The organism is Streptomyces sp. NBC_00523, from assembly GCF_036346615.1.
Classification (GTDB): Bacteria; Actinomycetota; Actinomycetes; order Streptomycetales; family Streptomycetaceae; genus Streptomyces.
This window is the reverse complement of record NZ_CP107836.1, coordinates 1835843-1857747: the sequence shown is the minus strand read 5'-3', so window position 1 is coordinate 1857747 and position 21905 is coordinate 1835843. Positions and strand designations below refer to the sequence as shown.

Here is a 21905-nt window from a genome sequence, read left to right as displayed (position 1 = left end):
TGCGCGGGGTCGCCCCTCTCGGTGTGCCTTACCGGGAGTCCGGTCAGTTGTGGCCGAAGCGCCGCTGATGCTTGCGTGCAACATCGGCAGGGCTGCCCTGCGCCTGCGACTGCATCGAGCTCTGGGCCTCGGTGGCCGTCGAGCGCGACTGCTCGGAAGCGCGCTCCGCCTGCGAAGCGCGATCCTGCTGGCTGCCCTGCTTGCGGTTCTTGTTCTTGGCCATGGTGTTCCTCCTATAAGGACTCTCGGGGCCAGGACCACCGTCAGATTCACATAATCGGATAAACATCGCATGTCGGATCATTACCGTGCGTAGTGGCGGGGTATGATGCGCGCTTTTCGCGATCCGCCACGCCGATGATCGAGTTCCGGCCGTTAACCCCGGCGTGGTCGGGCAGACTCGAAGGAACCCTGAGAAAACCCGATCCCGATTGCCTGGAAGAGGGTGGAACGCGTGGACCGTTGCGTCGTCCTGGTGGACGCCGGCTACTTGCTGGGCGCAGCCGCGAGTCTGCTGGCAGGAGAGCCCGCCCGGTCCCGCATCACCGTCGACCACGCGGCCCTCATCCAGCAGCTGCGCGAGCGCGCCGAGGCCGACACCGCGCAGCCGCTGCTGCGGATCTACTGGTTCGACGGCGCCCCCGACCGCGTCCCGCAGCCCGAGCACCGCAGGCTGCGCGTGATGCCCCGGGTCACCGTCCGGCTCGGAGCCCTCACCCGCAGTGACGGACGCTGGGCGCAGAAGGGCGTCGACGCCGCGATGCACGCCGAGCTGACCGAGCTCGCCCGCAACCGCGCCTGCTCCGACGTGGTCCTGGTGACCGGCGACGGCGACCTGCTCCCCGGTCTGATGTCCGCCAAGGAGCACGGCGTCGCCGTCCACCTCTGGGCCGTCCAGGCCGCCGACGGCGACTACAACCAGTCCGAGGACCTGGTCGCCGAGGCCGACGAGCGCCGCGTCCTGGACCGCGCCTGGATCACCCAGGCCGTCCGGGCCAAGGAGACCGGCGGCCTCTGCGCCCCGCCGCCCGTCCCGCGCCCCGAGATCGCCGCGATCCTCTCCGCCCCGCTGCCCGAATCGGCCCTCGCCGCCTCCGCCGAGCGCGCGTCGCGGGCCGCCGCGCAGGCGGAGACGGCTCGCGACGACGAGGAGGCGGCGCCCCGGCCCGGTGAGGCCCCCGCCCCGCCCGCGCACGGCCCCGGCACCAAGGGCGTGCCCACCCCGAAGGACCTGGCCGGCACCCTGCGCGGGCCCGCCGGACCGGCCGAGCGGCAGCCCGCCCCGCAGCCCGCGGCGACCCTGCGCTGGTCGTCGGACCGGGGCTGGGTGGAGCGCGGCGGTCCGCTGGGCGAGCCCCCGGAGACCGCGTCCCTGCCGACGCTCGCCCAGCTGACCAGCGCCGAACAGCGCTGGGCCGACCGCGAGGAGGACATCACCACGGTCGGCGGCGACCCCTTCGAGGTGGGCCAGGTCTTCGCCCGGCGCTGGATGGAACGGCTCCCGGAGACCGGCCATCTGCAGAAGCTCTCCGCCCTCTACCCGCGTATCCCGCACCGCATCGACGGCGAACTCCTGCGGTACGCGGCCCGCTTCGGCCTCCTCGCCCACAAGGACGATCAGATCGACGAGCACGACCGGTACGCGATCCGGGCGGGCTTCTGGCGCGAGATCGACGTACGGACCGCCGCCGACCACGCCCCGGCGGCCGAGCGGGCCGCGGAGAAGGCCGGGAAATCCGGGCCCGCCGGAGACTGAGTCCACATTCGCGCGAGGGCCGCTCAACCCGGCCGCCGTCCGTGGCGTTGATGTCCGATCGGTGCGGCCCCGGGCGTAATGCCGGTCCCCGGACCCCGTACCCTCGTACCTCGTGAGTACGGGGACAGTGCAGGCGCCGACGGCGAGCGGCACCGTGTGCGCGGTGCGCGATCTGGTGAAGACCTACCCCCCGGCCCGGGGCCGCCGCGGCACGCCCGCGACCCCCGAAGTGCGCGCCACCGACGGCATCAGCCTCGACGTCCGGCGGGGGGAGATCTTCGGACTGCTCGGGCCCAACGGAGCCGGCAAGTCCACCCTCGTACGCCAGCTCACCGGGCTGATGCGGCCCGACTCCGGCAGCGTCGACATCCTCGGCCACGACCTCGTGCGCCACCCCGAGCGGGCCTCCCGGCTGATCGGCTACCTCGGGCAGGAGTCCACCGCCCTGGACGAGCTGACCGTCGGCCTCGCCGCCGAGACCACCGGGCGGCTGCGCGGGCTCCCGGTGCGCGAGGCCCGGGCCGAGCGCGACGCCGTCCTGGACGAGCTCGGGCTCACCGACCTCGCGGGCCGGCCGCTGAAGAAGCTCTCCGGCGGCCAGCGGCGCCTCGCCTGCTTCGCCGCCGCGCTCGTCGGGGAGCGCCCCGTGCTCGTCCTGGACGAGCCCACGACCGGCATGGACCCGGTGGCCCGGCGCGCCGTCTGGGCCGCCGTCGACCGGCGGCGCGCGGAGCGCGGCGCCACGGTCCTGCTCGTCACCCACAACGTCATCGAGGCCGAGACCGTCCTCGACCGGGTCGCCGTCATCGAACGCGGCAAGGTCATCGCCTGCGACACCCCCGCCGGGCTCAAGGAGCGCGTCGCCGGGGAGGTCCGGGTCGAGCTGGTGTGGCGCGACCGCGCCCCCCTGGAGGTCCCCGAGGTCGCGGCCCTGCGCGCGCGTGCGCAGGAGTCCGGGCGGCGCTGGGCGCTGCGGCTCGCGCCCGACGAGGCGCGGGCGGCGGTCGCCGCGGTGACCGGGGGAGCGGCCTTCGCGGCGCTGGACGACTTCAGCCTGGCGACGCCGAGCCTGGAGGACGTCTACCTCGCGCTCGGCGGCGGCGCGACCAAGGGACTGGTGAAGGCATGAGCGGAATCGGTGCGGTGGCCGGGGCGGCCGCGACGCTCGCCCCCCGGGCCCGGCTGTTCCCCTCCCTCGCGGCCGTCTACCGCGCCCAGCTCTCCCGGGCCCGGGTGGCCCGCATCCCGCTGCTCTTCGTGGCGACCTTCCAGTCCATCGGCATCATGATCCTCATGCGCGGGGTGGTGGACGGCGGCTCCGAGGCGCGGGCCGTCGTCGCCGGGTCCAGCGTCCTGGTCGTCGCCTTCGTCGCGCTGAACCTCCTCGCCCAGTACTTCGGGCAGCTGCGGGCGGGCGGCGGGCTCGACCACTACGCCACGCTGCCCGTGCCGCCCGCCGCCGTCGTGCTCGGCGCGGCGGGGGCGTACGCCTCCTTCACCGTGCCCGGGACCGTCGTCACCGCGGTGACCGGCAGCGTGCTGTTCGGGCTGCCGATGGCGCATCTGTGGGTGCTCGTGGCCGTCGTGCCGCTCTCCGGCGCGGCGCTCTCGGGCCTCGGCGCCGCGCTGGGGCTCCTCGCGCCGCGCCAGGAACTCGCCACGCTCCTCGGACAGCTCGGCATGTCCGCCGCGCTGCTGCTGGGCGTCCTGCCGGCCGACCGGCTGCCGGAGCCGGTGGGCTGGGCGCGCGATCTGCTGCCGTCCACGTACGGGGTCGAGGCGCTGGCCCGGTCCTTCGGCGCCCATCCCGACTGGGCGGTCGTCGCGCTCGACCTCGCGGTCTGCGCCGTCGTCGGGGTCGTCTCGCTCGCCGTCGCCACCTGGGCGTACCGCAGGGCGGCGGTCCGGTGAGGCGCGGCTCACGGGCGCCTGGCACGATGGCACGGTGACCGCACCTCTGACGCCGCCGAACCGGCCCTCGTCCGACGACCACCACGACTGGCAGAAGCCGGGTCCGGGGGGTGAGCCGGGTGGTCCCGCCGCTGTGTACGGCTCCCACCTGGCGCCCTCGCCGGGGGTGGACCGGGAGGAGCTGCGGGCGGATCTGCGGCGGGCGGGGATCGTCGCCGCCGTGGTGACCGTCGCCGGAGTCCTGATGGGGCTGCTCTGGCTGTGGCTGGCGCCCCGGGTGCCGCTGATTTCCGACAACACCGCGGTCTTCCTCAACGACAGCGAGGGCGAGGAGGCGATCGGCGCCGACGGCACGTTCGCGCTGCTCGGGCTGGCGTTCGGGGCGGTTTCGGCGGGGCTCGTGTTCTTGTTCCACCGGCGCGGCGGTATCTGGCTGACGGTGGGTCTCGCGGTGGGCAGCGTCCTCGGGTCGCTGCTGGCGTGGCAGCTCGGGACGCGGCTGGGGCCGACGTCCGATGTGGTCGCGCACGCGCGTGAGGTCGGCAAGGGGGTCGTGTTCGACGCGCCTCTGGAGATGCACGCGCATGGGGTGCTGCTGGCTTGGGGGCTGGCGGCGATGGTGGTGCATCTGGGATTGACCGCGGCTTGGGGGCCGCGGGAGTTCGAGGGGGAGTGGGCGTCTTACGGGGGGTGGGGGCCGGGGGCGCCTTCGGCGCCGTCGTCCGGGGTGCCGTCTTCCGGGTCCGACGGGGCGTAGGGCCGCTGCGCGGGGCTTTCCCCTACCCGCCCCTTCCCGAAACCGGGGCTCTGCCCCGGACCCCGCGCCTCAAGCGCCGGCGGGGCTGGAGGTTCGGCTCTGCCCCGGACCCCGCGCCTCACACGCCGGCGGGGCTGGAGGGCGTCAGCCCCGGCCGATGTCCGCGAACACCGCGCCCGTCAGGGCTGCCAGGTCCTCCGGGGACAGTTCCACCTCCAGGCCGCGGCGGCCCGCCGAGACGCAGATCGTGGGGTGGGTGCGGGAGGACGCGTCCAGGACCGTGGGGAGGCGTTTGCGCTGGCCCAGGGGGGAGATGCCGCCCCGGACGTAGCCCGTGGTGCGTTCCGCCGCGGCCGGGTCCGCCATCGTGGCGCGTTTGCCGCCGGCCGCCGCGGCCAGGGCCTTCAGGTCCAGGGAGCCGGCGACCGGGACGACGGCGACCGTCAGGCGGCCGTCCACGTCGGCGATCAGGGTCTTGAAGACGCGGTCGGGGGAGACGCCCAGGGCCTCGGCCGCCTCCTCGCCGTAGGAGGGCGACGCCGGGTCGTGCTCGTACGCGTGCACGGTGAACTCCGTGCCCGCCGCCGTCAGGGCGACCGTGGCGGGGGTGCCGCCGGACGGGGACTTCTTCTGCTTCTTGGCCATGGCCTCAGTTGGGGTGCGTCGGGGCGACGGTCAGGTCCACCGCCGGGAGGGAGGGCAGGTGCCGGATCACCGCCGTCTCCGCGCGCAGGATCCGCAGCTCCTCGCGGAGCCGGGTCGCGGTGTCCGGGGCCTGGAGGAGCCGCTGCTTGGCGGGGACGTCCAGGACCACCGTGGAGGCGACCAGGTACGAGACGACCGACGGGTCGTCCGGCAGCTCCGCGCCCGTGGTGAGGGAGCGTTCGCTCGCGCCCGCCAGGCGCTTCTGGTAGCCGCGGAAGGCCCGCAGGACGCCCTCGGCGAGCGGGCCCGCCTCGTCGCCCGGGTCCTCCTCCAGCTCCTCCAGCTCGGCCGTGAGGAAGGGTCCGCTCGCGTCCACGGACAGGAGCCGGACCCGGGTGGTGCCGGTGGCCAGGACCTCGAAGCTGCCGTCCGCGCGCTCCCGGACGGTCGCGGCGTCGGCGACGCAGCCCACCCGGTGCAGCGACTGGAGGGGATCGGGTCCGAAGCCGTCGGCCGGGCCGCGTTCGACGGGCTTGCGGACCGCCTCCGGCATGCCGAGACCCGTGACGGCGGTCTCCCGGCCGTCGCGGATGGCGACCACGGCGAACCGGCGCGGTTCGTCCTCATCGATGGTCAGGAGCGACCGCATCATGGCGCGATATCGCTCCTCGAAGACGTTGAGGGGCAGCACGAGGCCGGGGAACAGCACCGCGTTCAGCGGGAACAGGGGCAGGCGAGCGGTGGTCACAGCGGTCAAGCGTAATGGCCGCGCGCCCGCCCTCGCCCGGAGCCTTGCCTCAGCGGGGTCGCGGAGGCCACCCGGAGCCGTGCGCCGTCCCGCGCGTCCAGGAACCGGCCCAGCGGATCGCCGGACACCGAAGCCCACGGGAACGAGGACGCGTGCGGGCCGATCCGGCCGAACTGCTCCAGCGCCTCGGCCCACCGGCCCCGTACCACCAGGACGTACGCGAGCAGATTGCGGACCTCGGCCGGCCACGGGTCGCCCGGGGCGAAGGTGGCCGACAGCGAGATCGCCAGGTCCGCCGCCGCGTCGATCCGCTCCACCTGCACCGAGGTCGACCGGGTGTCCCACGGCCCTTCGGTGAGCATCGCGAACGCGGCCCGCAGCGGCAGTGCCTGGACCAGGGAGCTGGGCACCGAGTCCTCGGCGGCCCGCTCGGCGAAGTCGAAGCACTCGCGGTGCGAGCCGTACCAGGCGGCCGAGAGGTACTGGAGGGCGGCGACATGGCAGCCGTAGTGGTGCGTGGAGCGCTGGAGGGCCTCCCCCCACAGCGCCTCGAACGTGGTGTGCGTGGCCTGCGTGCCCCGGGCGTGGTCCAGCGCCAGGCGCCAGGGCACCGGGTCGCGCGGATCACCGGCGGCGGCCGCCGTGATCAGCGGCCCCACCTCGCGCAGCTGCTCCGCGCGCGCCGGAGACTCCCAGGCGCGGTCGACCGAGAGCTGAGCCTTGACGAGCAGCGCGTCCGGATCGTGCGGCGAGGCGGCCAGCCAGTCCGCGAGCCAGCCGTCCCGGTTGCGGGCGAACGCGACGAGTCGTCTCAGATAGCGGTCCCGGCTCTCCCACTCGGCCGCGTCCCGGGTGGTCGCCAGGAGCTTCGCGGCCGGTTCGTACTCCCCGGCCGCGGCGGCCACCAGCGCGGGGGACAGCCGTTCGTCGGGGGCGTCGAGCAGCACGGCGTGGTCCGTGGGCAGCCCGGTGGAGAGCGCCGGGGTGTGCCGGATCACGCGCGCGGTTCGGAGCAGAGCGCGGAGGAAAGGCATGGTGCAGACCATTCAAAAGCGCTGGTGGAGACGGGCGCCAGGGGGTGTGCTGTGAAGCATTTGTGCCGAGCGGATGGGTTGCCCGGTCATCGGTCAAGGAGCGGTAAAGGAATTCCGGGATTCTGGCTGATTCTCGTCGGTGGTGGGCAGAAGGTCCGTGGTCTGCCCGGGGCCCGTGCGGCCCGCCGTCACCGGGGAAGGGGGCCCGCGCTCCGGCGTCCGGCGGTCAGCCCCGGCGCAGCAGCCGGGAGGCGCCCGCCGCGACGGTGGTGGCCAGGATCCAACCCAGCAGGATCAGCGCCGCCGCCATCCACTGCCAGCCGCCCTCCATCCGCCAGTAGCCGTCCTGGCCGAGATCGATCACCGGGATGAGCAGATCCAGCGCGTACAGCGCCGCGTTCCACTGCGGATGCTCCGCGCCCTTGATCGAGGCCGGGTCGTACCGCGAGAACGCCAGCGTGCCCGCCGCCCACAGCACCGCCATCCACACCGCGGCCCGCCCCGGCCGGTATCCGTACGCCACCGTCCAGTCCTGGAGGTAGCCCCACAGCTTCCCGGCCGGCGGCAGGGTCTCGCGGCGGCGGCGCTGCTTGGCGAGCAGCACCTCCCGGGCGTCCGCGTCCTCCCCGCAGCTCCGGAGCACCGCCGCCAGCCGCTCGTACGGCTCCGGCACGTACTCCGGGGTCGCCGCCGCCACCCACTCCAGGCGCCGGGACAGCGGGAAGTGTCCGTACGGGACGAGGTTCTCGTACACGAAGCCGCCCATCGCGAGCCCGCCCGGGCCCGGCCAGCTGGACGACACGTCGATCAGCGTGACGACCTTCGCGCCGTTGAGCACCACCCGGCCGCGCACCGGCCGCTCAGGGTTGAACCGGAGCTCCGGAGTGACCGTCCGGCGCAGCGACAGCTCCTCGTGCGCGTCCAGCACGAACACCGCCTTGTGCAGGTCCACCGCGTCCCCGAACCTGCCGTCGTCCAGCCGCACCCCGCCCCGGCAGCGGAACACCTGCGAGCGGGTGCCGTGCGCCGGGGTCGGCGAGGTCGCGATGCCGTACGGGGGAGTGGTGCCCTGGTTCCCCGTGTCGACGCTGACCCACGCCTCGCTCATGTACAGCGTCCGCTCGACGCTGAGCTGCGGGGCGTTCAGCGCGCGGCGGCCCCGGCCCGCGCGCAGCCGGCTGCCGCGCAGGCTCAGCGAACCGCCCACCTTCGCCCCGCGCAGACTCAGCTCGCCCAGCATGTCGGCCATCTCGGCCTGGAGGTCCTGGGCGACCGCGAGACCGTCCCCGAGCAGCGCCCGCCCCTGCCGGTCCGGGCCGACCTCGATCTGGTTGACCAGCAGGTCCGTGCCGATCTGGGCGTCCGTGAGCCGGATCCCGCGCTCCACCCGGCAGCGCGGCAGATGCAGATCGCCCTCGGTGCGCAGCCGGGCCGCGTCGATCCGGGGCACCGCGCACCCCACCAGCCGCAGGGTCGTGAAGTGGCACTCCGGGAACGCCACCTCCTCGTCGAACCGGCAGCCGGTCAGCTCCACGTACGGATCGACGCGCCCGCCCGCCAGGTCCAGCTTCCCCGTGATCCGTACGCCCCAGAGCTTCAGCGCCGTCACCCGGCCCGGCCGGGCCGGCGGTCCGCTCAGCAGCAGCCGGGCGACGACCCGGGCCGCCACACTGCGCTCGGGGCCCCACTCGTGCGGGGCGAACGGATCGTCGCGGGCCCGGTCGCGGGACCGGAGGTCGTAGGTCGTGCCGTTCCGGAAGGACTGCCACATGCCCAGCTCCGCCGCGCTGAGGCCGTCCGGGAGATCATCGTCGTGCCGCTCCGTCACCGGTGCCCCTTTCGTTCGGAGGCGTGATCCCGTTATTCCCTCTGAGTGACGGAATGAACGCACATAGTCAGCCGTCACAGCACCGGCATGTATCAGCCAGTGATACGGCCGTCCGGCAGCGCGTGGCGGTCTGCGAGAATTGCGGTGTGATCTCTCGAATCGATCTGCGCGGCGATGCCCTCCCCGAGGGTGGCGCCCTGCGCGACCTGCTGCCCCGTGCCGAGTTCGACGTGGAAGCCGCCCTGGAGACGGTGCGGCCCATCTGCGAGGACGTACGCCATCGTGGCTCGGCGGCAGTGATCGACTGGGGGGAGAAGTTCGACGGCGTCCGGCTGGAATCGGTCCGGGTGCCCGCCGCCGCCCTCGCCCGGGCCCTGGAAGAGCTGGACCCGGCCGTCCGCGCCGCCCTCGACGAGTCCATCCGCCGCGCCCGCCTCGTCCACCGCGCCCAGCGCCGCACCACGCACACCACCCAGGTCGTCCCCGGCGGCACGGTCACCGAGAAGTGGGTGCCCGTCGACCGCGTCGGGCTCTACGTGCCGGGCGGCCGCGCGGTCTACCCGTCCTCCGTCGTGATGAACGTCGTCCCGGCCCAGGAGGCGGGCGTCCCCGGCCTCGCCGTCGCCTCGCCGCCCCAGCGCGAATTCGGCGGACTCCCGCACCCGACGATCCTGGCCGCCTGCGCCCTCCTCGGCGTGGACGAGGTCTACGCGGCGGGCGGCGCCCAGGCCGTCGCGATGTTCGCGTACGGCACCGAGGACTGCCGCCCCGTCGACCTGGTCACCGGCCCCGGCAACATCTACGTCGCCGCCGCCAAGCGCCTCCTCAAGGGCCGTATCGGCATCGACGCCGAAGCCGGACCCACCGAGATCGCGATCCTCGCCGATGCCACCGCCGACCCGGTGCACGTCGCCGCCGACCTGATCAGCCAGGCCGAGCACGACCCGATGGCCGCCGCCGTCCTCGTCACCGACTCCGAGGAGCTGGCCACCGCCACCGAGGCCGAGCTGGTCACCCAGGTCGCCGCGACCAAGCACGTCGAGGAGCGTATCGAGCCCGCCCTCGCCGGCCGGCAGTCCGCGATCGTCCTCGTCAACGACCCGGAGGACGGCCTCACCGTCGTCAACGCGTACGCCGCCGAGCACCTGGAGATCCAGACCGCCGGTGCCGCCGCCCTCGCCGACCGCGTCCGCAACGCCGGGGCGGTCTTCGTCGGACCCTGGTCGCCCGTCTCGCTCGGCGACTACTGCGCGGGCTCCAACCACGTGCTGCCCACCGGCGGCTGCGCCTGCCACTCCTCGGGCCTGTCCGTGCAGTCCTTCCTGCGCGGCATCCACATCGTCGACTACACGCGCGACGCGCTCGCCGAGGTCACCCACCACGTGGTGACCCTCGCCGAGGCGGAGGACCTCCCCGCCCACGGCGCCGCGCTCAAGGCCAGGTTCGGGTGGAAGGTTCCCCAGCAGTGACGAACAGCAACGCGGGCGGCCCCACGGCCAACCCCTGGGACGCCCTGCCCCTCCGCGACGAACTGCGCGGCCAGTCCCCGTACGGCGCGCCCCAGCTCGACGTCCCCGTACGTCTCAACACCAACGAGAACCCCTACCCGCTGCCCGAGGCCCTGGTCGACCGCATCGCCGAACGGGTCCGCGAGGCCGCCCGCGACCTCAACCGCTACCCCGACCGGGACGCCGTCGAGCTGCGCACCGAGCTCGCCCGCTACCTCACCCGCACCGCCGGGCACCGCGTCGGGACCGCCAACGTCTGGGCCGCCAACGGCTCCAACGAGGTCCTCCAGCAGCTGCTCCAGACCTTCGGCGGGCCCGGCCGGACCGCGATCGGCTTCGAGCCCTCGTACTCGATGCACGCCCTCATCTCGCGCGGCACCGGCACCGCCTGGATCTCCGGTCCGCGCAACGAGGACTTCACCATCGACGTCGACGCCGCCCGCGCCGCCATCGCGGAGCGCCGCCCCGACGTCGTCTTCATCACCTCGCCCAACAACCCCACCGGCACCGCCGTCGACGCCGACACCGTCCTCGCGCTGTACGAGGCCGCGCAGGCCGCCAAGCCGTCGATGGTCGTCGTGGACGAGGCGTACGGCGAATTCAGCCACCACCCCTCGCTGCTCCCGCTGATCGAGGGGCGCCGCCACCTGGTGCTCTCGCGCACCATGTCGAAGGCGTTCGGCGCCGCCGGGCTCCGCCTCGGCTACCTGGCCGCCGACCCCGCCGTGGTCGACGCGGTGCAGCTGGTCCGGCTGCCGTACCACCTGTCCTCCGTCACCCAGGCCACCGCGCTCGCCGCCCTGGAGCACACCGATACGCTCCTCGGGTACGTCGCGCAGCTCAAGAGCGAGCGCGACCGGATCGTCACCGAACTGCGCGGCCTCGGCTTCGACGTCACCGAATCGGACGCCAACTTCGTCCAGTTCGGCCGCTTCGCCGACAGCCACACCGCCTGGCGGCAGATCCTCGACCGGGGCGTCCTGGTCCGGGACAACGGCGTACCGGGATGGCTGCGGGTCTCCGCGGGGACCCCGGCAGAGAACGACGCGTTCCTCGACGCGGTTCGCGAAATGAAGAAGGAGCACGACGCATGAGCCCCCGCGTAGGCCGCGTGGAACGCACCACCAAGGAAACGTCCGTGCTGGTCGAGATCAACCTCGACGGCACCGGCAAGGTCGATGTCGCGACCGGCGTCGGCTTCTACGACCACATGCTCGACCAGCTCGGCCGGCACGGTCTGTTCGACCTCACCGTCAAGACCGACGGCGACCTGCACATCGACTCGCACCACACCATCGAGGACACCGCCCTCGCGCTCGGCGCCGCCTTCAAGCAGGCGCTCGGCGACAAGGTCGGCATCTACCGCTTCGGCAACTGCACCGTCCCGCTGGACGAGTCGCTCGCCCAGGTCACCGTGGACCTCTCCGGCCGCCCCTACCTGGTGCACACCGAGCCCGAGAACATGGCGCCGATGATCGGCGCGTACGACACGACGATGACCCGGCACATCCTGGAGTCGTTCGTCGCCCAGGCGCAGATCGCCCTGCACGTCCACGTCCCGTACGGGCGCAACGCGCACCACATCGTGGAGTGCCAGTTCAAGGCGCTCGCGCGCGCCCTGCGCTACGCCAGCGAGCACGACCCGCGCGCGGCCGGCATCCTCCCGTCCACGAAGGGCGCCCTGTGACCGGCCTCAACACCATCCTGATCCTGGTCGGCCTGTTCCTGGCCGGCGGGGTCTACTCCTTCTCCAAGCAGGGGATGCCCAAGGGCGTCATCGTCCTGCTCTCCATCGCATCGCTGATGTGCCTGGTGGCGGGCGTCCTGCGCATTCAAGGTCTCTGGGACTAGGAAGCGACGAGCGACACGTGGATACGAAGAAGAAGGTCGTCGTCTTCGACTACGGCTTCGGCAACGTCCGTTCCGCCGAGCGCGCCCTCGCCCACGTCGGCGCGGACGTCGAGATCACCCGCGACTTCGACGCCGCGATGAACGCGGACGGGCTGCTCGTGCCCGGCGTCGGCGCGTTCTCGGCGTGCATGGAGGGCCTGAAGAAGGCCCGCGGCGAGTGGGTCATCGGCCGCAGGCTGGCCGGCGGACGCCCCGTCATGGGCATCTGCGTCGGCATGCAGATCCTGTTCGAGCGCGGCATCGAGCACGGTGTGGAGACCGAGGGCCTGGACGAGTGGCCCGGCACGGTCGGCCCGCTCAAGGCCGACGTCGTCCCGCACATGGGCTGGAACACCGTCGAAGCCCCCGAGGGCTCCCAGCTGTTCGCCGGGCTCGATGCCGATGCCCGGTACTACTTCGTGCACTCGTACGCGGCGCACGACTGGGACCTCGAAGTCACCAACCCGAAGATCCGTGCCCCCAGGGTCACCTGGGCCACGCACGGCGAACGGTTCGTGGCGGCCGTGGAGAACGGCGCGCTGTGGGCCACCCAGTTCCACCCCGAGAAGTCCGGCGATGCCGGCGCCCAGCTGCTGACCAACTGGATCGAGACGCTGTAATGCCGAAGCTTGAACTGCTCCCCGCCGTAGACGTCCGCGACGGCCAGGCGGTCCGCCTGGTGCACGGCGAGTCCGGCTCCGAGACCTCCTACGGCTCCCCGCTGGAGGCCGCACTCGCCTGGCAGCGCGCCGGCGCCGAGTGGCTGCACCTGGTCGACCTGGACGCCGCCTTCGGCACCGGGGACAACCGCGACCTCATCGCCGAGGTCGCCGGGGCCATGGACATCAAGGTCGAGCTGTCCGGCGGCATCCGCGACGACGCCTCGCTCGCCGCCGCCCTCGCCACCGGCTGCCGCCGCGTCAACCTCGGCACCGCCGCCCTGGAGACCCCGGAATGGGTCGCCAAGGTCATCGCCGAGCACGGCGACAAGATCGCCGTCGGCCTCGACGTGCGCGGCACCACGCTGCGCGGCCGGGGCTGGACCCGCGACGGCGGCGACCTCTACGAGACGCTGGCCCGCCTCGACTCCGAGGGCTGCGCCCGCTACGTCGTCACCGACATCGCCAAGGACGGCACGCTCCAGGGCCCCAACCTGGAGCTCCTGAAGAACGTCTGCGCCGCCACCGACAAGCCCGTCGTCGCCTCCGGCGGCGTCTCCTCGCTGGACGACCTGCGCGCCATCGCCTCGCTGGTCCCGGCGGGCGTCGAGGGCGCGATCGTCGGCAAGGCCCTGTACGCGAAGGCGTTCACCCTCGAAGAGGCGCTGGAGGCGGTCTCCGTATGACCGATTCCGCATCCGTGCGCCGCGTCTCCTCCGGCGCCCCCTGGGAGGAGAAGTTCGGCTACTCCCGCGCCGTCGAACTGCCGAACGGCCTGGTGCTCGTCTCCGGCTGCACGTCGGTGGTCGGCGGCGAGATCGCCGGGGGCGGCCCGTACGAGCAGACGGTCACGGCTTTCAACGTTGCTCTCGACGCGCTGAAGGAGCTGGGCCTCGGCCGCGAGGACGTCGTCCGCACCCGGATGTACGTCATGCACGCCCGGGACACCGACGAGGTCGGCCGCGCCCACAAGGAGCTGTTCGACGCCGTGCGCCCCGCCGCCACCATGGTCGTGGTCTCCGGCTTCGTGGACCCGGGCCTGGTGGTCGAGGTCGAGGTCGAGGCCTACCGGGCGGGTGCGCGATGAGCCTCGCGGTACGTGTCATCCCCTGCCTCGACGTGGACAACGGCCGGGTCGTCAAGGGCGTCAACTTCCAGAACCTGCGGGACGCGGGCGACCCCGTCGAGATGGCGAAGCTGTACGACGCCGAGGGCGCCGACGAGCTGACCTTCCTGGACATCACCGCGTCCAGCGGTGACCGGGAGACCACCTACGACGTGGTGCGCCGCACCGCCGAGCAGGTCTTCATCCCGCTCACGGTGGGCGGCGGCGTCCGCACCCCGGACGACGTCGACAAGCTGCTGCGGGCCGGAGCGGACAAGGTGGGCGTCAACACGGCGGCCATCGCCCGGCCGGAGCTGATCCGGGAGATCGCCGAGCGCTTCGGCCGCCAGGTCCTGGTGCTCTCGGTGGACGCCCGGCGCACCCCCGAGGGCACGTTCGAGGTCACCACGCACGGCGGCCGCCGGGGCACCGGCATCGACGCCGTCGAGTGGGCCCACCGGGCGGCGGAGCTCGGCGCCGGTGAGATCCTGCTCAACTCGATGGACGCCGACGGGACGAAGGACGGCTACGACACCGAGATGATCGCCGCCGTCCGCAAGCACGTCCGCGTCCCCGTCATCGCCTCCGGCGGCGCCGGACGGCTCGCGGACTTCGCGCCGGCCATCGACGCCGGGGCCGACGCGGTCCTGGCCGCGTCCGTCTTCCACTTCGGGGACCTGCGCATCTCCGAGGTCAAGGGCGCGCTGGCGGAGGCCGGGCACCCGGTGCGCTGACCGGCCGGTTGTGCGCGTGCACAGACATGGGGCGTCCTCCCCTGGGAGGGCGCCCCACCGTCGTACGCGGCCCTTTCCGGCCCCGGTGCGCGCGCCTAGCGTGCCGGGCGTGACTCCCCCCACGACCGTGCACAGTCCGCTCCGGCTGTACGGCCGCAGCGGTGAAATCGCCGCCCTGGACGCCCTGCTGACGCGCCTGCACCACGGCGACGGCGGGGCGCTGGTCCTCACCGCCCCGCCCGGTTCGGGCCGCACGGCGCTCCTCGCCCACGCCGCCGCGACGCACCAGGACCGGGGCGCCGGGCCCGTCCTCCACGTCGTCGCCGCCCCCGGCGAACGGTGGGTGCCGTACAGCGGGCTGCACGCCCTGCTGGGCACCCCCGGCCCCGTACCGCCCGACATCCTCCTCGCCCGGCTCCGGCGGACCGGCGGCGGGCGGCCGCTCCTCGTGTGTGTGGACGACGCCCACCTCTGGGACCCCGGCTCCCGTGCCGCCCTCGCCCTCGCCGCCCGCCGGACCGGTCCCGGCACCCCGGTCGCCGTGCTGATCGCCGCCGGGGACGGGGCCGGGTTCGCCGGGCTGCCCGCCCTCCGCCCCGGCCCCCTGGACGACGAGGCGGCCGCTGCGCTGCTGGACCGGCTCACCGGGGCGGACCGGGCCGATCCGGTCGTGCGGGGCGAGCTGCTCCGGGAGGCGGCCGGGAACCCCGGGCTGCTCACCGGTCTCACCGCCCGCCTCACCCCGGCCCAGCTCGCCGGGCGGACCCCGCTGCCCCACCCGCTGCCCGGCGGCGAGGAGGTCCTGGCCGCCCACGCCGACCGCGTCGGCCACCTCCCCGCCGCCACCCGGACCCTGCTCCTCATCGCGGCCGCCGCCCACGCGCACGAGCCCGAGGGCGCGGGGGCGGACCTCGCCCTCGTACGCCGCGCCGCCGCCTCGGCCGCCGTCCCGCACACCCCGGGCCGGACGACCGGCGTGCTCCGACCGGCCGGTGACCGCGTCCACTTCGGCGAGCCCCTGATGCGCCGCGCCCTTCTGCACCGGGCGCCCCCGGACCGCCGCCGCGCGGTGCACGCCCTGCTCGCCGGACTGCTCGCGCCCGGGTACGCCGCCCTGATCCAGCGGGCCTGCGCGTCCCCCGGCCCCGACGCCCCGCTCGCCGCCGCGCTGGAGGCGGCCGCCGCCCCGCCCCGCCCGCCCGCCGACCGCGCGACCGCCCTGGCCCACGCGGCCGCGCTGACCCCGGACGAGGCGGACAGGGCCTGCCGGTTCGCGGCGGCGGCCGAGCAGTACCGGCTCGCGGGGGAGCCGGGGCGGGCCCGCGCCCTGCTGGCACGGGCGGCCGCCGCGCCCGGCCACGGCCCCGCCCACCGCACACACGGCCTGCTCGCCCTCGCCGACGGGCCCGTCCCCGACGCCCACGAGGCCCTGCTCACCGCCGCAGCGATGCTCGCCCCGCACGATCCCGGAGGCGCCCGGGACGCCCTGCTCGGGGCCGCCGAGGCCGCCTGGGCGGCGGGCGACGCCCTCGGGTACCTGGACGCGCTGACCCGTATCCCCGCGGACGGCGCCGACCGGGACCTGGTCCCCTACCGGGACGGGATGTGCGCCGTGCTGCGCGGCCGGATCGGCGCGGGGCACCTGCTGCTGCGCCGCTGTCTCGACTCCGGCGCCCGCGACCCGGCGGCGCTGTTACGGGCCGGGGCGGCCGGTCTGGTGCTCGGCGACCTCGACGCCGCCTGCCGGGCCGGGGCCCGCGCCCTCGCCGCCGTACCCGCGAGCGGTGCCGACGCCCTGCTGCCGCAGGCTCTGGAACACCTGGCCTACGCGGAGCTGCGCGCCGGCCGGCACGCCCGGGCCCGGGCCCACGCGCTGGACGGCCTGCGCGCGGCACGCCGTACCGGGCGGCCCAACACCGCCGCCCATCTGCACGCCGTACTCGCTCTCGCCGCCTCGGTGGAGAGCGGGGCGCGGGAGTGCGCGGCGCACGCCGGAGCCGCGCTCGCGGGCGCCGCGCCGCACGGGCTCGTCCAGGCGGAGACCCTGGCCACCTGGGCACTGGCCCGGGTCGATCTGGCGGCCGGGCGCCCGGCGGAGGCGGCGGCGCGGCTCGACCCGCTGGTCCGGCGCGGCCACTTCGCCACCCGGATGCTCGCCGTGCCCTGTTACGTCGAGGCGTCCGTGCTGGCCGGGCGGGCGGTGGTCCGGGGCGGGGGAGCGGACCCTGTGGCCGAGGCGGTCGCGGAGTTCGCCGTGTGGGCGACGCGCACCACGGACCCCCAGGTCCCCGCCCAGCTCGCCCGCTGCCGGGCCCTGCTGGCACCGGAGAGCGAGGCCGCCGGGCGGTACGGGGAGGCCCTGGCCCATCACGACCGGGCCGGCGGCGACTTCGAACAGGCCAGGACTCGGCTGCTGTTCGGGTCCTGGCTGCGCAGGCGCCGCCGTACCCGCGAGGCCCGCGAGCCGTTGCGGGACGCCCTCGTCGGGTTCGAGCGGTGCGGGGCTCCGGCCTGGGCGGCCCGGGCGAGCGGCGAACTCCGGGCGGCCGGTGCTGCGGTGGATCCCCGGGGGTGTGCCGGGGCGGCCGCGCCGCTGGCCGGGCTCACCCCGCAACAGGCCCGGATCGCCCGGTGCGTGGCCGAGGGGGCCACCAACCGGGAGGTCGCGCGGCGGCTCTCGGTGAGCACCCGGACCGTCGACCACCACCTGCGCAACGTATTCGCCGCACTGGGCGTGCGCTCGCGGACGGAGCTGGCCGGGCTGCTGGGGAACGGGGGCTGAGAACACCGGAGTTGCGGGACCGTGATGAGAAGGAGGCCGCACACCTCTAGGTACCGACTGGGCGGTATGTCATTCTGCGGGCGTCAGGATCATTCGCTGCGCCCGCGGCCCTGCCCTGGGCGGGGCGTGCCGGAGCCGGCGTGCACCGAGCCGGCCGAATCCCGGTGGAGGCCGCCATGCCACAGGTCGTACGTCCACGGGTCGGGGTGCCGCACGCGCCGCCGCCCCTCGCACCGCCCCCGCGCCGCTTCCGGTCACTGGCCGACCGCGAGGCCGTCGCCGTCCTGCACCGGGCCGCCCGGGTCCTGGTCGCGGCCCTCCCGGAGCTGACGGACCGGATGGTGGAGGCGCTGCGGGAGCGGGAGCCCGGCTACCGCGCGGCGATCGAGGCCGACCCGGCGGAGATCTGGCAGGAGGTGCACCAGTCGCTGCGGCACAACGTCGGTTCGCTCATCCGGCCCCGCGAGTTCCGGGAGGCCGCGCACCGCACCTCGCGGCGGATCGGCGAGGTCCGGGCCGAGCAGGGGGTGCCGCTGGACGCGGTCCTGCACGCGTTCCGGATGGGCGGGGCGATGGTCTGGCAGGACCTGGTGGACGAGACCGCCCGCCGCCACCCCGAGGACGTCCGGCTGCTGGTCCACGTCGCCGCGGACGTCTGGAACTTCGTTGACGAGCACTGCGGGCTCGTCGCCGACGCCTACCGCGGGGCGGAGCGCCGCCTCGCCTGGCGCCGGGAGAACCGGCACCGCCTGATGACCGCCGCGCTGCTCGACGGTACCGCCCGGGTCGCCGATCTCCCGGACACGGCGGCGGCCCTCGGCCTGCCGGAGGACGGCCGGTACGCGGTGCTCGCGCTCCGCGCCGCCCGCCGCTCCCACGGCGCGGCGCACCCGCCCCTGGAGCTGCCCGCCGGTCCGGACGCCGTGTGGCACGCGGGGGTCGAGGCGGAGTACGCCGTGCTGTCGCTGGGCCGGGCCGACGGCACGGACCCGGCGGACGCCCTCGCCGCGCTGGCCGCCGGTCTGCGCGTGCCGCCCGGGGCCCGGGCCGGCATCGGCTCGGTGGTGGACGGTCTCGCGGCGGTCGGGGACGCCCGGCGCCTCGCGGACACGGCGCTGCGGGCCTGCCCGGCGGACGGCGGGACCGTCCTGCTCGACGCGCACCTGCCCGCCGCCCTGGTCGTCTCGTCCCCGGTGCTCGGCGCGGCCCTCGCCGACCGGGTGCTCGGCCCGCTGGACCGGCTGGACGCGGCGGACCGGGACGTGCTCATCGACACGCTCACCGCGTGGTTCGACGCGGACGGCTCGGCGCCCCGGGCGGGCGCCCGCCTCTACTGCCACCGCAACACCGTCCTCAACCGCCTCCGCCGCTTCGAACAGCTCACCGGCCGCTGCCTGACCCGGCCCTCGGACGCCACGGAGGTCTCCCTGGCGCTCGCGGCCCGCCGCCTGCTGACGGGCTGAGGGCCGGGGAGCGCGGGACCGGACCAGACGTGCAGCGTTTCTTTCGCAATAAATATTGCGCAAGTTTTCTTTTCTATCTACGCTCCTCGGCATGGCACGCGAAGAATCACGCCGGGTCTCCGACCTCGGCACCCTCAAGGCGTTCGGGCACCCCCTGCGGATGAAGCTCTACCGGGCCCTCTACATCGCCCGGCAGGCCACCGCGTCACAGCTCGCCGAGCAGGTGGACGAGGCGGTCTCGCTCGTCAGCTACCACCTGCGCAAGCTCGCCGACCACGGGCTGATCGAGGAGGCGGACCGGCAGGGCAGGGACGGCCGCGAGCGCTGGTGGCAGCCCGCGTCGGAGGGGCTGACCTTCCACGACGAGGACTTCAGCGACGCGCCCGAGAAGGCCGCGACGCACTCCGCCGTTACCCGGCTGTCCTTCGACCAGCACGTCGAGATGTACCGCCGCCACCTCGACGCGAACCGCACCTGGCCCGCCGAGTGGCGCCGCGCCTCCTTCAGCTCCGAATACCTCGCCCGGCTGACCGCCGACGAGCTCGCCGCGCTGTCCTCCGAGATGAACGACCTCATCAAGCGCTACGAGCAGCGGGGCCGCGCCCGCGAGGAGGCCGGCGACGGCGAGAACCGCGAGAACGTCGCGCTCCACGTGTACGGCTTCCCGTTCCGCACCTGACCCGGACCCCCGAGAGGACGAGACCGTGACCGCCACCCTGCCCGCCCCCGCCGAGGCCCCCGCCCGCCCGGCCCACCGCGACGGCAACATCCTGCGCTGGCTCGGCGCGTACACCGCGTCCATGATCGGCGACAGCGTCTACTACATGGCGCTCGCCTGGGCCGCCGCCCGCACCGGCAGCGCCACGCAGACCGGCCTGGTGCTCGCCGCCGGCTCCATACCCCGGGCGGTGCTCCTGCTCGGCGGGGGAGTGCTCGCCGACCGGCTCGGCCCGCGCCGCGTGGTCGTCGCCAGCGACACCGCCCGCTGCCTGGTGATCCTCGGCCTCGCCGGAGCCCTGCTGCTCACCTCGCCCACGGTGTGGATGCTGATCGCCGTCGCGCTCGTCTTCGGCGCCGTCGACGCCCTCTTCCTGCCCGCCGTCGGCGCCCTGCCGCCCCGGATCACCGCCGCGTCCCAGCTCGCCCGCGTCCAGGGCATGCGCGGTCTCGCCACCCGGACCGCCAATGTCGTCGGCGCCCCGCTCGGCGGCGTCGCCGTCGCCCTCGGCGGCCCGGTCCTCGCCTTCGCCGCGGCCGGGATCCTCTTCGCCGTGTCGCTCCCGCTCCTGCTGGCCGTACGGATGGCCCCGCTGCCCGCGTCCGAGGCCGCCGCCCCCACCGGCAGCGCCTGGCACGAACTGGCCGACGGGCTCCGCCACATTCGCCGCCACCCGGTCCTCGGGCCCCTGATGCTCGTCGTCGCCGTCAGCGAACTCGGCTTCGTCGGCCCCCTCAACCTCGGCCTCATCCTGCTCAGCGACGAACGCGGCTGGGGCGCCTCCGGCATGGGCTGGGTCGTCGCCGCCTTCGGCACAGGCGCGGGCGCCTCCGCCCTCCTCCTCGCCGTACGCGGCCGCGTCCCCAGGGCCGGACTGGTCATGTGCCTGACCGTCCTGGTCGGGGCCCTCGCCATCGCGGCCCTGGCGTACGTGCCCTCCCTGCCGCTCGCCGCGGCCGTCGCGGTCCTCGTCGGACTCTTCGCCGGGCTCGGCGGCTCGCTGTGCGGCGCGCTCACGCAGACCGTCACCGAACCGGCCTACCTGGGCCGTGTCACCTCGGTCTCCACGCTCTTCACGCACGCCCTCGCGCCGCTCAGCTACCCCGTCACCGGCGCCGCCGTCGCCCTCTGGGGCACCGGCCCGGTCTTCGTCGCCAGCGCGGCCCTGTGCGCGACCGGTGTCGTCACCGGCCTCCTCATCGCCCCGCTCCGCCGGGCGGAACTCCCGGGCTGACCGGGCCCGCCCCAGCCCTCGCGCGTACGGGCTACATGCCCAGCTTCGCCGTCGTCACCCGGCCGATCGCCTCCGGCTCGCCCTCCAGCTCCACCCGCGCCGCGTCCTGCCGCCCGAACGCGAACAGCAGCAGCTCGCCCGGCTCACCGGTCACCGTCACCACCGGCGTCCCCCGGTGCGCCACCGCGGTCTGCCCGTCCGGGCGGCGTAGCACCAGGCCCACTGGCGCCTTCCGGCCCAGCATCCGCGCCGCCTTCTCCGTACGCGCCCACAGCACGTCCGCGAAGACCGGGTCCAGCTCACGCGGCGTCCAGTCGGGCTGCGCCCGGCGTACGTCCTCCGCGTGGATGTAGAACTCCACCGTGTTCGCCGCCTCGTCCAGCTGCTTCAGGCCGAACGGGGACATCCGGGGCGGGCCGGTCCGGATGAGCTGGATCAGCTCCTCGTACGGCTTCTCGGTGAACTCGGCCATGACCCGGTCCCGGCGGCCCTTCAGCGGCCCGATGAGCGTCCCGGCCGCCGCGTCCGGCCGCCGCTCCCGCACCACCACATGGGCCGCGAGATCACGGGCCGTCCAGCCGTGGCACAGGGTCGGGGCCTGCGGGCCCGCCGCCTCCAACAGGTCGGCGAGCAGAAGACGTTCGCGCTTCGCATGGGTCGACATGCCCGCCAGCGTACGACCGCCGTCCCCCGTCCGCCCAGTGGACGCCCGCCCGGACACCCCGCGCCACCACGGCACAATGGGCCCCATGAGCAGCACGCCCCCGCCCGGCACCCCCCGGACCGCCAGCGACCTCGACCCCGCCATCGCCGCCCGCCTCAAGCGCGGCGCCGACGGACTGGTCCCGGCCGTCGCCCAGCAGTACGACACCGGCGAGGTGCTGATGCTGGGCTGGATGGACGACGAGGCGCTGCACCGCACCCTCACCACCGGCCGCTGCACCTACTGGTCCCGCAGCCGCCAGGAGTACTGGGTCAAGGGCGACACCTCGGGCCACATCCAGCTGGTCAAGTCCGTCGCCCTGGACTGCGACGCCGACACCGTCCTCGTCAAGGTCGACCAGACCGGCGCCGCCTGCCACACCGGCGACCGCACCTGCTTCGACGCCGACACGCTGTTCCTCGGGCAGTAG

The 21905-nt window shown here is 74.7% G+C and carries 23 protein-coding genes; 17 read left to right on the top strand and 6 right to left on the bottom strand.

The genetic code is table 11. The annotated features are described in order from the left end of the window. Window positions 1–43: 43 nt before the first annotated feature. Window positions 44–223, bottom strand: a complete 180-nt coding sequence (locus tag OHS17_RS08390; protein ID WP_330311654.1) for a hypothetical protein — start codon at window positions 221–223, stop codon at window positions 44–46. A gap of 222 nt (window positions 224–445) precedes the next feature. Here OHS17_RS08390 and OHS17_RS08385 point away from each other — a divergent pair, with 222 nt between their 5' ends. The 4 genes from OHS17_RS08385 to OHS17_RS08370 all read left to right on the top strand — a co-directional run bounded on the left by OHS17_RS08385 (window position 446) and on the right by OHS17_RS08370 (window position 4424). Further along, window positions 446–1756, top strand: coding sequence for an NYN domain-containing protein (locus OHS17_RS08385; RefSeq protein ID WP_330311653.1), 1311 nt, complete (start codon window positions 446–448; stop codon window positions 1754–1756). A 154-nt stretch (window positions 1757–1910) separates the two neighbouring features. After that, window positions 1911–2885: an ABC transporter ATP-binding protein gene (locus OHS17_RS08380; RefSeq protein WP_330315189.1), complete on the top strand. Its 975-nt coding sequence runs from the start codon at window positions 1911–1913 to the stop codon at window positions 2883–2885. Next, window positions 2882–3667: an ABC transporter permease gene (locus OHS17_RS08375; protein ID WP_018104477.1), complete on the top strand. Its 786-nt coding sequence runs from the start codon at window positions 2882–2884 to the stop codon at window positions 3665–3667. Before OHS17_RS08380 ends, OHS17_RS08375 begins: the two co-directional genes overlap by 4 nt. 34 nt (window positions 3668–3701) lie before the next feature. Further along, complete coding sequence (locus OHS17_RS08370) at window positions 3702–4424, top strand: ABC transporter permease (RefSeq protein WP_330311652.1); 723 nt, start codon at window positions 3702–3704, stop codon at window positions 4422–4424. 144 nt (window positions 4425–4568) lie between these two features. Here OHS17_RS08370 and ybaK read toward each other — a convergent pair whose 3' ends face one another. From ybaK to OHS17_RS08350, 4 genes are all read right to left on the bottom strand, one after another. Beyond that, the gene (gene ybaK, locus OHS17_RS08365; RefSeq protein WP_330311651.1) at window positions 4569–5069 is read right to left on the bottom strand and encodes a Cys-tRNA(Pro) deacylase; all 501 of its coding nucleotides are present in this window, start codon (window positions 5067–5069) and stop codon (window positions 4569–4571) included. A gap of 4 nt (window positions 5070–5073) precedes the next feature. Further along, window positions 5074–5817, bottom strand: a complete 744-nt coding sequence (locus tag OHS17_RS08360; protein ID WP_330311650.1) for an LON peptidase substrate-binding domain-containing protein — start codon at window positions 5815–5817, stop codon at window positions 5074–5076. Window positions 5818–5822: 5 nt separating this feature from the next. Beyond that, on the bottom strand, window positions 5823–6863 hold the full coding sequence (locus OHS17_RS08355) for a hypothetical protein (RefSeq protein WP_330311649.1): 1041 nt from the start codon (window positions 6861–6863) through the stop codon (window positions 5823–5825). Window positions 6864–7077: 214 nt separating this feature from the next. Next, complete coding sequence (locus tag OHS17_RS08350) at window positions 7078–8679, bottom strand: oxidoreductase (protein ID WP_161212643.1); 1602 nt, start codon at window positions 8677–8679, stop codon at window positions 7078–7080. A 146-nt stretch (window positions 8680–8825) separates the two neighbouring features. On the opposite strand from OHS17_RS08350, the gene hisD reads away from it, so the two are divergent. The 12 genes from hisD to OHS17_RS08290 all read left to right on the top strand — a co-directional run bounded on the left by hisD (window position 8826) and on the right by OHS17_RS08290 (window position 20772). After that, on the top strand, window positions 8826–10148 hold the full coding sequence (gene hisD, locus OHS17_RS08345; protein ID WP_330311648.1) for a histidinol dehydrogenase: 1323 nt from the start codon (window positions 8826–8828) through the stop codon (window positions 10146–10148). Continuing rightward, a complete protein-coding gene (locus OHS17_RS08340; RefSeq protein WP_330311647.1) occupies window positions 10145–11281 on the top strand; it encodes a histidinol-phosphate transaminase in 1137 nt (378 codons plus the stop codon). Before hisD ends, OHS17_RS08340 begins: the two co-directional genes overlap by 4 nt. After that, complete coding sequence (gene hisB, locus OHS17_RS08335; protein ID WP_037786278.1) at window positions 11278–11874, top strand: imidazoleglycerol-phosphate dehydratase HisB; 597 nt, start codon at window positions 11278–11280, stop codon at window positions 11872–11874. Before OHS17_RS08340 ends, hisB begins: the two co-directional genes overlap by 4 nt. Next, the gene (locus OHS17_RS08330; RefSeq protein WP_018104487.1) at window positions 11871–12038 is read left to right on the top strand and encodes a hypothetical protein; all 168 of its coding nucleotides are present in this window, start codon (window positions 11871–11873) and stop codon (window positions 12036–12038) included. The genes hisB and OHS17_RS08330 overlap by 4 nt, the downstream gene beginning before the upstream one ends. 17 nt (window positions 12039–12055) lie before the next feature. Beyond that, window positions 12056–12697 carry an imidazole glycerol phosphate synthase subunit HisH gene (hisH, locus tag OHS17_RS08325; RefSeq protein WP_330311646.1) on the top strand — a complete coding sequence of 214 codons (642 nt, stop codon included), beginning with the start codon at window positions 12056–12058 and terminating at the stop codon, window positions 12695–12697. Continuing rightward, window positions 12697–13422 carry a bifunctional 1-(5-phosphoribosyl)-5-((5-phosphoribosylamino)methylideneamino)imidazole-4-carboxamide isomerase/phosphoribosylanthranilate isomerase PriA gene (gene priA / locus OHS17_RS08320; protein ID WP_073968223.1) on the top strand — a complete coding sequence of 242 codons (726 nt, stop codon included), beginning with the start codon at window positions 12697–12699 and terminating at the stop codon, window positions 13420–13422. Before hisH ends, priA begins: the two co-directional genes overlap by 1 nt. Next, on the top strand, window positions 13419–13823 hold the full coding sequence (locus tag OHS17_RS08315; protein WP_018104490.1) for a RidA family protein: 405 nt from the start codon (window positions 13419–13421) through the stop codon (window positions 13821–13823). Before priA ends, OHS17_RS08315 begins: the two co-directional genes overlap by 4 nt. Continuing rightward, on the top strand, window positions 13820–14575 hold the full coding sequence (gene hisF / locus OHS17_RS08310; RefSeq protein WP_073968225.1) for an imidazole glycerol phosphate synthase subunit HisF: 756 nt from the start codon (window positions 13820–13822) through the stop codon (window positions 14573–14575). Before OHS17_RS08315 ends, hisF begins: the two co-directional genes overlap by 4 nt. A 127-nt stretch (window positions 14576–14702) precedes the next feature. Beyond that, window positions 14703–17357, top strand: a complete 2655-nt coding sequence (locus OHS17_RS08305; RefSeq protein WP_383166568.1) for a helix-turn-helix transcriptional regulator — start codon at window positions 14703–14705, stop codon at window positions 17355–17357. A 176-nt stretch (window positions 17358–17533) separates the two neighbouring features. Further along, on the top strand, window positions 17534–18820 hold the full coding sequence (locus OHS17_RS08300) for a PucR family transcriptional regulator (protein ID WP_330311644.1): 1287 nt from the start codon (window positions 17534–17536) through the stop codon (window positions 18818–18820). A gap of 91 nt (window positions 18821–18911) precedes the next feature. Beyond that, on the top strand, window positions 18912–19499 hold the full coding sequence (locus tag OHS17_RS08295; protein ID WP_330311643.1) for an ArsR/SmtB family transcription factor: 588 nt from the start codon (window positions 18912–18914) through the stop codon (window positions 19497–19499). Window positions 19500–19524: 25 nt separating this feature from the next. Next, window positions 19525–20772 (top strand): MFS transporter, encoded by a 1248-nt coding sequence (locus OHS17_RS08290; protein WP_330311642.1) that lies wholly within the window; start codon window positions 19525–19527, stop codon window positions 20770–20772. A gap of 31 nt (window positions 20773–20803) precedes the next feature. On the opposite strand, the gene OHS17_RS08285 is transcribed toward OHS17_RS08290, so the two are convergent. Further along, window positions 20804–21436, bottom strand: a complete 633-nt coding sequence (locus OHS17_RS08285) for a TIGR03085 family metal-binding protein (protein ID WP_018104496.1) — start codon at window positions 21434–21436, stop codon at window positions 20804–20806. An 85-nt stretch (window positions 21437–21521) separates the two neighbouring features. Here OHS17_RS08285 and hisI point away from each other — a divergent pair, with 85 nt between their 5' ends. Beyond that, window positions 21522–21905, top strand: a complete 384-nt coding sequence (gene hisI, locus OHS17_RS08280; RefSeq protein ID WP_328899720.1) for a phosphoribosyl-AMP cyclohydrolase — start codon at window positions 21522–21524, stop codon at window positions 21903–21905.